Here is a 14349-nt window from a genome sequence, read left to right on the forward strand (position 1 = left end):
AGTGTCATAGCCTCTGTCTGATCATGTGTAACGTAGATCATTGTAGCGCCAAGTGAATCATGAAGCTTAGAAATCTCTGTTCTCATCTGAACACGAAGCTTTGCATCAAGGTTTGAAAGTGGCTCATCCATAAGGAATACCTTAGGATTACGAACGATTGCACGACCCATAGCAACACGCTGTCTCTGACCACCTGAAAGAGCCTTAGGCTTTCTGTCAAGAAGCTTCTCAAGGTCAAGAATCTTAGCAGCTTCACGAACCTTCTTATCGATTTCATCCTTTGGTACTTTTCTAAGCTTAAGACCAAATGCCATGTTATCGTAAACTGTCATATGTGGATAAAGAGCGTAGTTCTGGAATACCATTGCGATATCTCTATCCTTTGGCTCTACGTCGTTCATACGCTTGCCATCGATGAGAAGGTCACCAGAAGAAATCTCCTCAAGACCAGCGATCATACGAAGTGTTGTAGATTTACCACAACCTGAAGGACCTACGAAGATGATGAACTCCTGATCCTTAATGTCAAGATTGAAATCCTTAACAGCGTGGAAGCCGTTAGGATACTTTTTGTTAATGTCTTTTAATACGATGTCTGCCATAATAAAATATCCTCTCTTTTATAAATTTAGGTTACCCCGTTTACTAATACCAATTATAAAAAATGGTGAAATTGTGAACAATGTTAGAATAACCAAAAAATCAAACTGCCTTTCGTTATTTTAACGTAATAGAAAAAAGACTTACTTTATATAACATTGTTTTATGTTATAATGACAAAGAATGGGAGAAATTATAGTTTCGGGAGAATTGTACTATGGAAGCATTAAAATATAGGAATCGTTTAAGACGATATCTTAGATTTCCTCTTTATATGCTTATTATTTTTATAATAGGCTGTATCGCAGTTGGCTTTGTTGACAAAAAGACCGCAGGGGTTATGACGGCTTTTGTGGCCTGCTACGGAATCATATGCATAATCTATTACAAAGCTAATCTCAAATCATTCAAAAACACTATAGTTGAATATGCAGTTCATTATGGAACAGTTCAAAAGGAGCTTATCAAGAAGTTCCGTTTGCCATATGTGCTTTTGGATTCCACTGGTAGAATCATGTGGATGAATGAGGAGTTCTGTGAATTAGTAGACAAGAGCAAGACTTACAACAAGTCGATTACTAGCCTTTTCCCAGAAATCACACGTGAAGGAATCGAGCATGCAAAGGACGACAATTTTGACATTCACATAGAGTACAACGAGAGAAAGTACTTGGCGTGTTTACAGCGCCTTGATATGACTGAACCACTTTCAGGTGGCAATATGGTTATAAATATGGATGAATCAGCAGATGGACTAGTTGCAATCATCCTTTTTGATGAGACAGACATTCAGGCTACAAAGGCTAAAATTAATGACCAGGCAATGGTTATGGCCCTTTTATATGTAGACAATTATGATGAAGTATTTGATCAGGTAGAAAATGCAAAGCGCTCGATGCTTCTTGCACTTTTAGATAGAAAAATAAATAAGTACTTTGGCGAGGCAGAATCAATAGTTAGACGTCTCGAAAAGGATAAATACCTTATTGTTTTCCAGCACAAATATCTAGAGCAGTTTGAGAAAGACAAATTCTCCATTGTCGAAGATATTACCAGCATCAAAATGGGAAATGACAAGGACATTACAATCAGTATTGGTGTTGGACTTGGCAGCGACAACTACACACAAAAGGCACAATATGCCCACATGGCAATCGACCTTGCTCTTGCCCGTGGCGGATGCCAGGTTGTTGTTAAAAATGGTCAGAACGTTTCTTATTATGGTACCCACGGCAAGGAAGTTGAGCGTACCACTAGAGTAAAGGCTAGAGTTAAGGCTCAGGCCCTTAGAGAGCTTATGGAGACCCGTGAGAGAATCATCGTTATGGGTCACAACCTTTCAGATGCGGATTGCCTAGGCGCATCAGTAGGTGTTTACTGTGCAGGCCGTGAGATTGGCAAGCCAGTTAATATCGTAATTGACACAATTACAGGAGCAATGAGACCGGTAGTTGAGAGCTTCACATCCAAGGACGAATATCCAGCGGATATGTTTATTACCAGCGAGCAGGCCATTAATTTGTGCAATGACAACACACTTATTATGGTTGTTGATACAAATAGACCAAGCTACGTAGAGTGTCCTGGACTTCTCTACAAGAACAAAAACATTGTTGTAATTGATCACCACAGACAGGTTGAGGAAATTATTGAGAATCCAATTCTTTCCTATATCGAGCCTTATGCGTCATCAGCTTCAGAGATGATAGCAGAGGTTTTACAGTATTTCGCAGACAAAATTACAATCACACCTACTGAGGCAGATTGTATTTATGCAGGAATCCTTATTGATACAAACAACTTTATGACAAAGACCGGTGTTCGTACCTTTGAGGCCGCTGCATTCCTTCGTCGTAATGGCGCAGAGGTTACACGAGTACGTAAAATGCTCCGTGAAAATATGGAAACCTACAAGGCACGTGCTGAAATCGTTAGAAATGCAACCACTTACCGTGATGCATTTGCAATTTCAGAATGCGAGCCAGATGGCAACCTCGAGTCACCTACAGTTGTAGGCGCTCAGGCAGCAAACGAGCTTCTTAATATAGTTGGTATCAAGGCATCCTTTGTATTAACTAAATTTATGGACAAAATCTACATCAGTTCCCGTTCAATCGACGAGATTGATGTTCAAAGCATTATGACTAGACTTGGCGGTGGCGGTCACATCAACATTGCCGGCGCTCAGGTCCAGAACAGGACAATCGAAGAGGTCCGCGAGGCCCTTGAAAAGACAATAGATGAAATGCTAGAAGAAGGAGAAATTAAGCTATGAAAGTAATTTTACTTGCAGATGTTAAATCACTTGGAAAAAAAGGCGAAGTCGTAGAAGTTAGTGAAGGCTACGCTAGAAATATGTTATTTAAAAAGAAGCTTGGTGTTGAGGCTACAAACGCAGCTCTCAACGATTTAAAGCTTCAGAACAAGCACGACGAAAAGGTCGCTCAGGAAAACTATGAAGCAGCCGTTGCACTTTCAAAGGAAATCGAGGAATGGAAAGTAGAAACTAAAATCAAGACAGGTGAGGGCGGAAGAACTTTCGGTTCAGTTTCATCAAAGGAAATTGCAGAAGCAGCTAAGAAACAGTACGGTAAAGAAATCGACAAAAAGAAAATTGTCATGGATGACCCAATCAGAGCCCTTGGAACATATGAAGTTAAGGTTAAGCTTCACCCAAAGGTTACAGCAACACTTCGTGTGCACGTAGGAGAACAGTAATTATGGAAGACGTTATCCGCAGACAGATGCCCAACTCTCTAGAGGCTGAGCAATCTGTAATCGGTTCAATGATTATGGACAGGGACGCCATTGTAGAGTGTTCCGAGATTCTATTAAAGGATGATTTCTATCATCAGCAATATGGAATTCTCTTTGAGTCCATCGTTGAACTATACAATGCAGGACAGCCAGTTGACGAAATCACTTTACAGAACAAGCTTAAGGAAAAGGGAGTAGCCCCAGAGGTTGCTTCACTTGAGTTCATACAGGAATTAATCCTTGGTGTTCCTACAACTGTAAATGCCAAAAACTATGCCAACATTGTAAAAGACAAAGCAATACTTAGAAACATAATAAAAGTAAATCAGAATATTGAGAACATGTGCTTTGAAGGCGCAGAGGACGTTGATTCCATTTTGAATCAGACAGAAAAGGACATCTTTTCTTTGGTTCAGAATCGTGGAGAAACTGACTATGTACCTATCAAGCAGGTAGTTATGAATGCCATCGCCAAAATCGATCAGGCTTCAAAAACAAAGGGTACTGTAACAGGTATTCCTACAGGCTTCATTGACTTGGATCGACAGACTGCAGGACTTCAGCCATCTGACTTAATCCTTATTGCAGCCCGTCCATCAATGGGTAAAACTGCCTTCGTTCTTAACTTGGCACAGCATATTACACTTCGTGAGAATTTGTGTGCAGCAATATTCTCACTGGAAATGTCAAAGGAGCAGCTGGTTAACCGTATGTTTGCCCTAGAAGCTAGAGTAGACGCCCAGAAGCTCCGTACCGGTAACTTACAAGAAGCCGATTGGGAAAACCTCATCGAAGGTGCCGGCAAAATCGGTAACTCAAAGCTCATCATCGACGATACACCAGGTATTTCCATTAGCCAAATGCGCAGCAAATGCCGTAAATTCAAGATGGAGATGGGTCTAAACATCATTATCATCGACTACTTACAGTTGATGACCGGGTCAGGTAAATCCGAAAGTAGACAGCAGGAAATCTCAGAGATTTCTCGTTCCCTCAAGGCATTAGCTCGTGAGCTTAACGTGCCAGTTATTGCACTTTCACAGCTTTCTCGAGCCGTAGAGCAGAGACCTGACCACCGACCAATGATGTCCGATTTGCGTGAATCCGGAGCCATCGAGCAGGATGCCGACGTAGTAATGTTCATCTATCGTGACGACTACTACAATCACGATTCGGAAATGAAGGGTGTCTCAGAAATCATCGTTGCTAAACAACGTAACGGTCCAATCGGAACCATCGAACTTACATGGCTCCCAGAATACACACGATTCGCAAATCGCGATCGCAGCCAATATCACAACCACGACGAGTAGGGCACAGTCCCTACTCTTTTTTCATGTCCATAAACCCTACATATTTACTCCCGTGCTTGCCCCATTTTTATGTGTACCCAGCCCTCCCACCATGCCCACCAGATCCTAGGACCACCTTGGCATAACAGTTTCGCGAATATCGTAGTTTTCCAATATGCAAAAGGGAGCATCCCGCATGTGTCTTTCTATGGATGAACTGTTTTGAAAAATGTATTTTTTTGGGGCGGACATTTTAGTAAGTTCTAATTGGTACAACTCAGGTCTCAAGGGGGCATTGGCTCATAATACATTCACCAAGAAAAATCACATAGCTGGATTATCATATATTGGCACCGTGCTTTATACGACATCGTGTCGCGTGTCGCACTTGCGTCGCCGTCCTAGCGACGCATGCCAATATATTGATAATCCAGCTTTTATTTTTCTAGGTTCATTCCAAAATCGCCCAATTCCCCCTGAGCCTGAGTTGCACTAAATATAGTTTTTGGTGTCCGCCCATAAAATACCTTTTTCAAAACTGTACAGACATGAGAAAGACACATGCTAATAAAAGATGCGAGTCTTTGCATATTAGGAAAACAAGATATTCCTGCGAAGTTATGCCAAGGTGGTCCTAGGATCTGGTGGGCATGGCGGGAGGGCTGGGATTATACGGAGAAAATGGGGCAAGCAGGGTGTAGATACGCGGGGTGTTTGGAGACATAGAAAAAAGAGTGGGACTTTATTGAAAGTAGCGTCTTGGTTGTGTTATAATGTCGAACAGATTTGCGACATCGTGGTGAGACATAACGAAAGATATATGAAAGAGAAAGGTAATTAAGACATGTTTTGTGAGAAATGTGGTGCAGAAGTTGCTGAGAATTCGGCATTCTGCGAGAAGTGTGGTGCGCCTGTACAGGTAGTTGCTCCACAGCAGAATCCAGCAGTTAATACTATGAACGCTGGTGTTAAAAAATCAGAGACTATTGAGAAGATTAAGGCTTTACCTATGAAGGTTAAGATTGGTGTTGTAGCAGCTTTAGTAGTTGTTATTGCAGCAATTTGTGTATATGTTAAGGTATCAAACACAATCAACCTTAATAAGTATGTGACTGTAGAGTTCGAAGGTTACGATGGATACGGTACAGCTTATATTTCTATTGATTGGGAAGCAATCGAAGATAAGTATGGTGACAAGGTTAAGCTTACAAGCAAGGCTAAGAAGGAGCTTAAGAGTTGGGGTATGTCGGCTGATGATTATCCAGCTGTTGAGGCTTTAAATGATAGCATTAGCGTTTATTTAGATAAGACAACTGGTCTTAGCAATGGTGATAAGGTTAAATATAAGTGGTCTATCGATGATGAGTTATTCGATTATGTAAAATGCGATATTAAGTATAGTAATGAGAGTGTTACAGTAGAGGACCTTGAAGAGGTTGGTACTTTTGATGCATTTGCAAATCTTGAGGTAACATTTACTGGTACAGCTCCAAATGGTTCAGTTTCACTTGAGTATACAGGTGACGAGATGAGCACAGGAAACTTCACATATGAGAATGGCTCAAACCTTAGCAACGGAGATGAAGTTACAATTTCTATTTCGTCAGATGTAGCAGAAAATTTGGCTGGCACAATTGGAAAAGTTCCTGCAGAGTCTGAGAAGACTTATACAGTTGAGGGATTAAGCGAGTATATTACATCCCTTGATGGATTGACAGGTGATTATCTTAATGTATTAATGACTGCTGCAGAAGATGCAATCAACTCATATGCAGAGAGTGATTATGATGATGGTAATGCAATAAGTGGATTAGAATATGTAGGTTCAATCGTATGTGACAAAACTCAGGAATATTATGGTAACAATATTTGGGTTGTATACAAGGGAACAGTTGGTGGAAACATTGATGATGTAGAAGTTTATTTCCCTGTAAAGTTTTCAAATGTTGTGACTACAAATGGTGAAGTTTCATATGAATCAGATCCATATATCGAAGGATATAGCGAGATTTCAGATGACGGTGGTTGGTTTGGAACATATTCAAAAGGATATGCTGACGCTTCTGAAATGTACGAGTCTATAATTACAGATAATATAGAGTATAATGAATATCCATACACAGCTTCAGAGGAAATTGAGGCATTAAAGTAAAAAATAAGGGCTTCGCATTTGCGCAATGTCATTAAGTTAACATTGCAGTGGAGACTAAAATAAAGAAAACGAGATTGGAGCTATAAACTTCAATCTCGTTTTTTCATTTTTAAGCATAATAAATAGACAGATGATAAATCTGCCAGTAGAGCGTTTTTAAATTATTATTTTTATGCTACTCTATATAAGAAACCACGAAATACTTTTACTGTGAGGTTTCTTTCTCGGTGCCTTCCAGTTCTAATTGGGATTGTATTTCTAGCAATAATGGTTTCTAAATTAGGTGATGTTGTTTTTCCTTGAAAAAATTGTCTGCACACATGAGCAGCGACTGAGAAGTTCGCTTTGTATGTATATTTTCTTTGCTTTTTTTCAATGACTACGTGCGAGGTAATCATTTCTGCAAAGTTATACATTATCAAATGGGCATAGATTTCCTGATGAATACACATCACCTTTTTTGAATGAAAATTAAGCATTCCTATTGTGTATTTTAAGTCTCTAAATGAGCTTTCTATTCCCCAACGTTCTGCGTACAATTCTTTAAGTTTTGATGGCGGATATTTCAATGAATCTAAGTTTGTTACAACACTCTCATATATTCCATCACTAATTTCAAAACGTACAAGCCTAAAATTAAGCTTATAAAATCTGGTAGGGTCACTTTTCCTAGATTTAGAAGGAAGATAGTCAAACGGTGTGGTTGCAGGAAGTGCCCTGTAATGATTTCTGTCTTTAAACAATTTTTTTGTTTCATTCGTCTGCTTGCGAGTGAGGTTTAATTCAATACTAACATCATATTCAGGCTCTTCAGGTAATTCAAAACCTGCTTTTATTCCACATATTCCATCTCTTATACGAATTAGAAAGAACCATCCCTTTTCCTGTATATGTGCCATACTGTTATAAGATTCATATCCTCTGTCAGCTATGATGAGAGCACAATCTATATTTGATTTATCTACCATTTGTTGTAATGCTAAATGTTCATTTAGATTTCGTTTTCCCTGTATTAATGCATCTGCATATATGTGCTTATTTAAATCATACAGCGCATTCAAATGCAGAAGATTATATGGCTTTTGCCCATTAGAGCCTGGATGATACGAACTTTTATCATCATAATTGATTGGTATTTGTATATCAGAACCATCAACCGCAAGAGTTACCATATCGTTACCATCTTCCGACATCAACTTATTAGTAAAACCATTAAAAATAGCTTTAAATGCTTCTGCCTTAATCTTTTGTCGTTGCTGAACAAAAGCAGATGCAGACGGCAAGGATTCAACATTTGGGAAAATATCTATTAATTCATTTGTAAGACTTTTACTTTCCATACCGATAATGGATTTGATAATCGTTAGGAATGGTAATTTCCTATTTCTTGTGAAATCAGTTTCTTTACTAATTACATAACTACACATGCTCTTAGCGGTAGATTCAATCTCTGAAATTAAAAGTTTTTTGACATGTTTAGGTTTCATATGTTACCTCCTCGTAATCAAGTTTTCCCTTAATTACAAGGGCCGCTTTCGCTACCATAAAAACATCAGTAGCGAAAGTGACCACATATTTCTCTTGCTATGTCAACATATATTTATAAAAAAGAAGACCCCTATACCATTTCTGGTATAGAGATCTTAATTGAGTCATCTTAACTTAATGACATTGTCGCATTTGCGAAGCCCATTTTTTTATGCCTTTGAATCAAGGAATGTGTTGATCTCCTCAACGAGGTCATCAGCGTCAATACCGTGTACCATAGCAGCCTCCTCGATTGTTTCCATCTGTGAAGATGGGCATCCAAGGCAGTGCATACCGATATTAAGTAAAATAGGAGCTACATCAGCATCGATCTGAAGAAGCTCACCAATCATAGTTGCTTTAGAAACTCTTGCCATTACGTTTACTTCCTTTCTAAAATTTATCTTTTCAGATGATAACATGTCTACACAAAATAAGCAATTGATGTGTCGATATTTGTACAACTAAATTTAGCACAATCTATAAACAGATAATTGATGATGGGTTATAATAGACTAACTAATTTGTGTACACAATTTAAACTCTTGTTAGGGTTTATCAACGAAAGTTAGTTATATGAAACCTCTAAAGCCCCTATTTTGCGGTATTTTTAAAAATACAATTTTGTTCTTGAAATAGACACAATTTAGGTGTATGATTTACTCATCTAGTAAAAGATGATAATAAATATCATTTAGTAAATAAGGAGGATTTTTAATTATGGCATATGTAATTTCTGATTCATGCGTATCTTGTGGTACATGCGAGCCTGAGTGTCCAGTAGGAGCTATCTCACAGGGCGATTCACAGTTCCAGATCGATGCTGGCGCTTGTGTTGAGTGCGGTACTTGTGCAGGTGTTTGCCCAACAGGAGCTATTTCACAGGGCTAATAACAGCAAATAACAAAAAGACTAACAGCTTGCCTGTTAGTCTTTTTTTATTTGCCACGACGCACCCCATTGCCGAAGGCAATTAAAAATGGGTGCGTCTTCCCGTAGGTGACTCTTGAGAATTTAATTTTATGAAAGCCACGACGCACCCCATTGCCGAAGGCAATCATAATGGGTGCGTCTTCCCGTATAAAAAAAGTCCAAGAATAATCTTGGACTTTTACTTTTATAATTGTGCAAGTGACTGAATTGCATTGCCACTAACTATTGTTTCGTAGTGTTCTGACATGTATTGGTTTGTGCCCACTACAAAGTTTTGTTGATCAGAGTACTCTGAGAGAATGTTGCAAACTTTATTGTATACCTCTGGGGTATCATCTGATTTGCTCACTACTAAGTAGTACTGATTATCAAATGGACTCTTGTATAGAGAATTTTTGCCAGTGTAAAACTTTCCAAGTATGTAAGAAAGCTTGATAACATCATCAAGTGTCTCGAATACGAACATCTTTGTGATGTCCACAGGTAAGCCTTTTTCAGCAGCCTTTTCTGGTGAAGCGGCGATTGCTGCCTGTGCCTTTTCAAGTAGACTGTTGAAAATATTTAGAATATCATCTGCAGCAGCCTGGTTGAATTGCTTGGCAGGAGTAGTGTTTGTAACGTCGCTCTCCTCATCGTAATCCTCATCGTCTTCTGAAAATCTAGAAAAACGAGTATCTAATTCATCAGGATTGTCTACCTTTGTAACAAGTAAAACAATTGATTCTGATGAAAGAGGAATTGCTTCTATCATTAGTGGAATATCCTCGGCCTCGAAACCGTACTGGTATGAAGCCTGTTCCATTAGTTCTCTAAATAATTCTCTTGCCTTAGCTGAGCCATAGGCTAACTCAGAAAGTTTGATATGACGGCTTATTAAATCTTCTCTAGAAAGAATGCATCTGATCTGGTTCTCGTTGATTTTTTCTATTTTCATAAAATCACCTCCCGAATCAATATAGATGCGAATAGTCGCTTTTCTTTACATGGATTATATATATATTATATCGGAAAGTAAAGGAAAGTAACTATAAAAAAGGTGATAAAAGTATAAAATTTTTATTAAATGAAATAGTTATAAAAATGTGAGTATTAAAAAATAATACTTGCAATATAATTTTTACTGTGATATAAATTTATTCGCAAGATGCTTTTTTCAATATTTGGAAGGAGCGGATATAATTGATAAATATCGATTTGGATGACAAGTACGAAGTGATTCGAACACTGCATCAGTCAGCAGCTACAGCAGTTATTCTTGTCAGGCACAAAAAGATAGGAGCACTTAGGATTCTTAAGGCTATTTCAAAGGCTAGTCCTAATGCGAACAGCATCCTATCCGAAGCAAATCTTTTACAGGGGATTAATTCATCCCTGTTTCCCACCATTTTTGAAGTAGAAGAAAATGAACAGTTCTATTATTTGATTGAAGAATACATAGACGGATTATCTTTACGGGAGTATTTATTGTGCAACAAAATCACTAAGGAAGAGTTGATTGAGTTTGCAATAAAAATATGTGAGCTAATAGAAATTTTGCATACAGCAGGAAACGAGCCGATGTTATATCGAGATATGAAGCCTGAACATGTGATTATGCAGGATGGAAAGCTTAGACTTATTGATTTTGGAATAACTATAAAAAAGTCGAAGGCGTCTACAGCCCCTGTTTTTGGAACACCGGGCTGGGCTCCAAAGGAGCAATTGAATGGAAACTTTTACGATGAACGTTGTGATGTATACGGTGTAGGAAAAGTTATAGAGTTCATGCAGATAAATAGTTATGGAAAAGATGATTTAAGCATTAGCAGGATTATAAAGAAGGCTACAGCCGAAAATTTATTAAAAAGAACAAAAGACATTAAAGAGCTGAAGCAAAGCTTGATAAAACTGCAAGGGAGTAAAGAGAATGGAAAAGAGAAAAGGCATCTTGAAAAAGTAATTGCTGTAGTAGGCGCAGTATCAGGAGTTGGAACGACCCACATAGCAATAGCTATGACTCGTTTTTTCAACCAAAAAGGTATTAATGCTTACTATAAAGATTTAAAAAAGAATACAGTCAACGAATTATGGAAGAACCTTAGTGGTGCACGAATAAAGGAAGGGATTTTATACCACGAAAGCTTCAGTGGCCTAATGAATTATGGAGAGGCTACTATGCATTATCAACCTCCTGTTGGTGTGCAAATACTAGACTGTGGGATAGATATCGGCGAAACCCTAATTGAAGCAGACTTAATAATATATGTAACAAGCGGGACGCCTTGGCAGTTGGAATCAAAGTATCCTGACTGGCTAAAAGATAATAACGTTTATGTTATTGATAACTTTTCAAACAAATTGACAACGATAAAAAAAGCAAAAGATTTAAGCAAAAGAATATTTATGTATCCTATGGTGAAACAATCATTAAGGTTGACCAAAAACGAAGAAAGGGTATTCCAGGCAATTATCAATAATGAAAAGGATTTTAAAATTTAATAAAGGAAATAAAAAACGAGAAAAACATTTAATATGCGTAACTGGAGTGGCGTCAAGGCTTGGAGCTAGCCATACATCGCTTACCATAGCAAACTATATAAGCTCAGTTTTGAGAGAGCCTGTCTTATATATAGAGCCGAAAAAATACAGTAACCTGCTTTTATTAGTAGGCCAAAAGCAGGTTGAGTTTCAAGGCGTAGATTGTTACAGATTTAAGGGAGTGAATTATCTTTTCTCCCAAAACATAGAAAAACTTGTCAAAACAATGCTTAATGTAGATGCATGGGTGATAGTGGATTTAGGTGAGCTGACAGAGGATAATGACAGATTATTTCAGATATGCAGTACAAAAATAGTTATTGGCTCTATGATGCCTTGGTGTCGCAGAGATTATCAAGAATTCATCCGAAATAAGCTGATTGACAAATATGACTTAAGTAGTATTTCCTTTTATGAGAAAAATATCTCTTGGGAAAATAAAAGGGAATTTAATAAGATTTTTGGATGTAAGCTTAGGAGTATGCCAATAATTAATGATCCATTTTCATTAAAAGAACCGGAATTTGAAGAAATTAAAAAATTATTATAGTAGCTGCGGAAAGGAGAGTTTTTCAGTTAATAGTATTCTAATACCGTTTAATTAATAGGAAAAAGATAAAAAGAAATAGTAGAGGAAATAATTCTATTTATAAACAGTAGTAAGAGGGCAAGAAAATGCCCTCTTTTTGTTATATTTGAAAAGTGGAATTTAAAAGGGTGATTTGCTATACTTTTAGCGTAATAACGAAGGGAGACAATGATTATGAGCCAAAGTCGCCAGAGAAATAGAAATTATAGAAGAAGAAAGAAAAGTTATATACCTAGAGGATATGTTTATATAGCAGCAATAGCAATATTGTTTACTGTTGTTTTAGTAGGCATTGTTGGTTATAAAAAATACTCGTTTACAAATGAACATGTTGAGCTTACTGAATTCTTTACCAACACTCATGATAGCGAGGTTGCTGTTGTATTAAATGGAGACTACAAGAAATCTGTTGATGAATCAGGTGTAGATTTGCCTTATGCAAATGCTATCAAGGAAGATGGAACAGTATATTTAGAACTCAATTTTATAAAAGGCAATATTGATGATGGATATGTATATGATTCAACAGAAATTACATTGCGTTATGCTACTGATACGGAGATTTATACAGCAACGCTTGGCAGTGCTGATTATTCGATTGATAAAAGCTATAATTCTTTGTCTGCCCCTGCACTTGTGGCAAAAGGGGATTACGTATATGTTTCTCTTGAGTATCTTCATTTATTATCTGACTTCCAAAGTACTATTTTTGAAGACCCAGATAGAATTATTATTGAAACAGCAGGTTATGAAAAGCAGGTTGCTACAGCTAAAAAAGATACAGCCATCAGAATTCTCAATGGTAAAAAGAGCGCTATTCTTGAGGATGTAGAAAAGGGCGAGGAGCTCAATGTAATCAGAGCAACTGAGGATGAGGATTGGAGCTTTGTAGTATCTGAAAAGGGTGTTATGGGCTACATTCAGAACAAGAGATTCTCAGAGCCTGAAGCCACAACAGTTGAGGCCACACTTCCAGAGAGAACCTATAACCACATCAATGCTGGAAGCGATATCTCATTATTATGGCACCAGATGTTGTCTCAGGACGGAAATGCTAATATAGCTACAGTTCTTGCTGATTCTGGAAATATTGATGTTATTTCGCCAACCTGGTTTAGACTGAGCGATAACCAAGGAAATATTTCATCAGTAGCAAGCTCAAATTATGTCAGCGTTTGCCATGCTGCCAATGTTCAGGTTTGGGGATTAGTAACAAATGTTGATAGCGCAGAGGTTGATGCAGATACGGTTTTAAATACAACTTCTTCACGAGATAAGCTTGTAAACAATATCATTGCTCAAGCAATTACTTACGGACTTGATGGAGTTAATATTGATTTTGAGGCTCTTGGCGGTGGAGATGGATTCATTGAATTTATAAAAGAGCTTTCAATCAAATGTGAGAAAAACGACATTATTTTATCAGTAGATAATCATGCACCAGCAGAATACAACGCATTCTACAACCTTGAGGAGCAGGCTAAATATGCAGATTATGTAGTTGTAATGGCATATGATGAGCATGCAGGAAACAGCGAAGAAGCAGGCTCGGTAGCATCTATCAGCTGGGTTGAGGAAGCAGTTAAAAATACATTAAACAGCGTTCCAGCAGAACAGGTCATTATGGCAATGCCATTCTATTGCAGAGTATGGAAGACTTCAGCTGAGGGAACTGTACTTGACAGCGAAGCATATGGATTTGATGGAATACAGAAATTCCTTAATAATCATGAAGTTACTGCAGAATGGAATGAAGAGTACGGACAGAATTACGTTGAGTTTGTAGAAGGTGACATTACATACAAGGTATGGGTAGAGGATGAAACTTCACTTGAAGAAAAACTCAAGGTAATGGATAACTACGGATTGGCTGGAGGCGCCTTCTGGAAGAAAGGCTTCGACAATTCAGCAGCTTGGAATGTTATTGCAAAATATCTTTAAGATTTACACAAAAGACACAGAAAAATCATAGTTTTTGCCCA

At 37.9% G+C, this 14349-nt stretch carries 12 protein-coding genes; 8 read left to right on the top strand and 4 right to left on the bottom strand.

Going from position 1 to position 14349, the window contains the following annotated elements; all coding sequences use genetic code 11:
* Window positions 1-602 (bottom strand): ABC transporter ATP-binding protein (locus tag E7276_RS04855; protein ID WP_294214439.1); only part of this gene is annotated, 602 nt, incomplete at its 3' end.
* Between the two features lie 215 nt (window positions 603-817).
* On the opposite strand from E7276_RS04855, the gene E7276_RS04860 reads away from it, so the two are divergent.
* The 4 genes from E7276_RS04860 (at window position 818) to E7276_RS04875 (ending at window position 6801) form a co-directional block, all read left to right on the top strand.
* A complete protein-coding gene (locus E7276_RS04860) occupies window positions 818-2875 on the top strand; it encodes a DHH family phosphoesterase (protein ID WP_294214442.1) in 2058 nt (685 codons plus the stop codon).
* The gene (gene rplI, locus E7276_RS04865) at window positions 2872-3318 is read left to right on the top strand and encodes a 50S ribosomal protein L9 (RefSeq protein ID WP_294214444.1); all 447 of its coding nucleotides are present in this window, start codon (window positions 2872-2874) and stop codon (window positions 3316-3318) included. The genes E7276_RS04860 and rplI overlap by 4 nt, the downstream gene beginning before the upstream one ends.
* A gap of 2 nt (window positions 3319-3320) precedes the next feature.
* On the top strand, window positions 3321-4670 hold the full coding sequence (dnaB, locus tag E7276_RS04870; RefSeq protein WP_330598924.1) for a replicative DNA helicase: 1350 nt from the start codon (window positions 3321-3323) through the stop codon (window positions 4668-4670).
* Window positions 4671-5493: 823 nt separating this feature from the next.
* Window positions 5494-6801, top strand: a complete 1308-nt coding sequence (locus tag E7276_RS04875; protein WP_294214446.1) for a zinc ribbon domain-containing protein — start codon at window positions 5494-5496, stop codon at window positions 6799-6801.
* A 170-nt stretch (window positions 6802-6971) separates the two neighbouring features.
* On the opposite strand, the gene E7276_RS04880 is transcribed toward E7276_RS04875, so the two are convergent.
* Window positions 6972-8288 carry an IS4 family transposase gene (locus E7276_RS04880; RefSeq protein WP_294214449.1) on the bottom strand — a complete coding sequence of 439 codons (1317 nt, stop codon included), beginning with the start codon at window positions 8286-8288 and terminating at the stop codon, window positions 6972-6974.
* A gap of 210 nt (window positions 8289-8498) precedes the next feature.
* Window positions 8499-8705: a DUF1858 domain-containing protein gene (locus E7276_RS04885; protein ID WP_015550586.1), complete on the bottom strand. Its 207-nt coding sequence runs from the start codon at window positions 8703-8705 to the stop codon at window positions 8499-8501.
* A gap of 343 nt (window positions 8706-9048) precedes the next feature.
* On the opposite strand from E7276_RS04885, the gene E7276_RS04890 reads away from it, so the two are divergent.
* Window positions 9049-9219: a DUF362 domain-containing protein gene (locus E7276_RS04890; protein ID WP_294214459.1), complete on the top strand. Its 171-nt coding sequence runs from the start codon at window positions 9049-9051 to the stop codon at window positions 9217-9219.
* Between the two features lie 226 nt (window positions 9220-9445).
* On the opposite strand, the gene E7276_RS04895 is transcribed toward E7276_RS04890, so the two are convergent.
* Window positions 9446-10195, bottom strand: a complete 750-nt coding sequence (locus E7276_RS04895; RefSeq protein ID WP_294214461.1) for an adaptor protein MecA — start codon at window positions 10193-10195, stop codon at window positions 9446-9448.
* 245 nt (window positions 10196-10440) lie between these two features.
* Between E7276_RS04895 and E7276_RS04900 the strand changes: the two genes are divergently transcribed.
* From E7276_RS04900 to E7276_RS04910, 3 genes are all read left to right on the top strand, one after another.
* A complete protein-coding gene (locus E7276_RS04900; protein ID WP_294214464.1) occupies window positions 10441-11739 on the top strand; it encodes a serine/threonine protein kinase in 1299 nt (432 codons plus the stop codon).
* The gene (locus E7276_RS04905) at window positions 11717-12328 is read left to right on the top strand and encodes a hypothetical protein (protein WP_294214467.1); all 612 of its coding nucleotides are present in this window, start codon (window positions 11717-11719) and stop codon (window positions 12326-12328) included. Before E7276_RS04900 ends, E7276_RS04905 begins: the two co-directional genes overlap by 23 nt.
* 213 nt (window positions 12329-12541) lie before the next feature.
* Window positions 12542-14308 (top strand): glycosyl hydrolase family 18 protein, encoded by a 1767-nt coding sequence (locus E7276_RS04910; protein WP_294214470.1) that lies wholly within the window; start codon window positions 12542-12544, stop codon window positions 14306-14308.
* The last annotated feature ends 41 nt before the right edge of the window (window positions 14309-14349 follow it).

Origin of the sequence: Pseudobutyrivibrio sp. (assembly GCF_015057185.1) — a bacterium.
In the GTDB taxonomy this organism is placed as follows: Bacteria; Bacillota; Clostridia; order Lachnospirales; family Lachnospiraceae; genus Pseudobutyrivibrio.

What these genes read in the sequence shown, in the direction of transcription:
- E7276_RS04875 (WP_294214446.1), top strand. Translation starts at nt 5,494, where the DNA reads ATGTTTTGTGAGAAATGTGGTGCAGAAGTTGCTGAGAATTCGGCATTC.
- E7276_RS04885 (WP_015550586.1), bottom strand. Translation starts at nt 8,705, where the DNA reads ATGGCAAGAGTTTCTAAAGCAACTATGATTGGTGAGCTTCTTCAGATC.
- E7276_RS04895 (WP_294214461.1), bottom strand. Translation starts at nt 10,195, where the DNA reads ATGAAAATAGAAAAAATCAACGAGAACCAGATCAGATGCATTCTTTCT.
- E7276_RS04905 (WP_294214467.1), top strand. Translation starts at nt 11,717, where the DNA reads ATGAAAAGGATTTTAAAATTTAATAAAGGAAATAAAAAACGAGAAAAA.
- E7276_RS04880 (WP_294214449.1), bottom strand. Translation starts at nt 8,288, where the DNA reads ATGAAACCTAAACATGTCAAAAAACTTTTAATTTCAGAGATTGAATCT.
- rplI (WP_294214444.1), top strand. Translation starts at nt 2,872, where the DNA reads ATGAAAGTAATTTTACTTGCAGATGTTAAATCACTTGGAAAAAAAGGC.
- E7276_RS04890 (WP_294214459.1), top strand. Translation starts at nt 9,049, where the DNA reads ATGGCATATGTAATTTCTGATTCATGCGTATCTTGTGGTACATGCGAG.
- E7276_RS04860 (WP_294214442.1), top strand. Translation starts at nt 818, where the DNA reads ATGGAAGCATTAAAATATAGGAATCGTTTAAGACGATATCTTAGATTT.
- dnaB (WP_330598924.1), top strand. Translation starts at nt 3,321, where the DNA reads ATGGAAGACGTTATCCGCAGACAGATGCCCAACTCTCTAGAGGCTGAG.
- E7276_RS04910 (WP_294214470.1), top strand. Translation starts at nt 12,542, where the DNA reads ATGAGCCAAAGTCGCCAGAGAAATAGAAATTATAGAAGAAGAAAGAAA.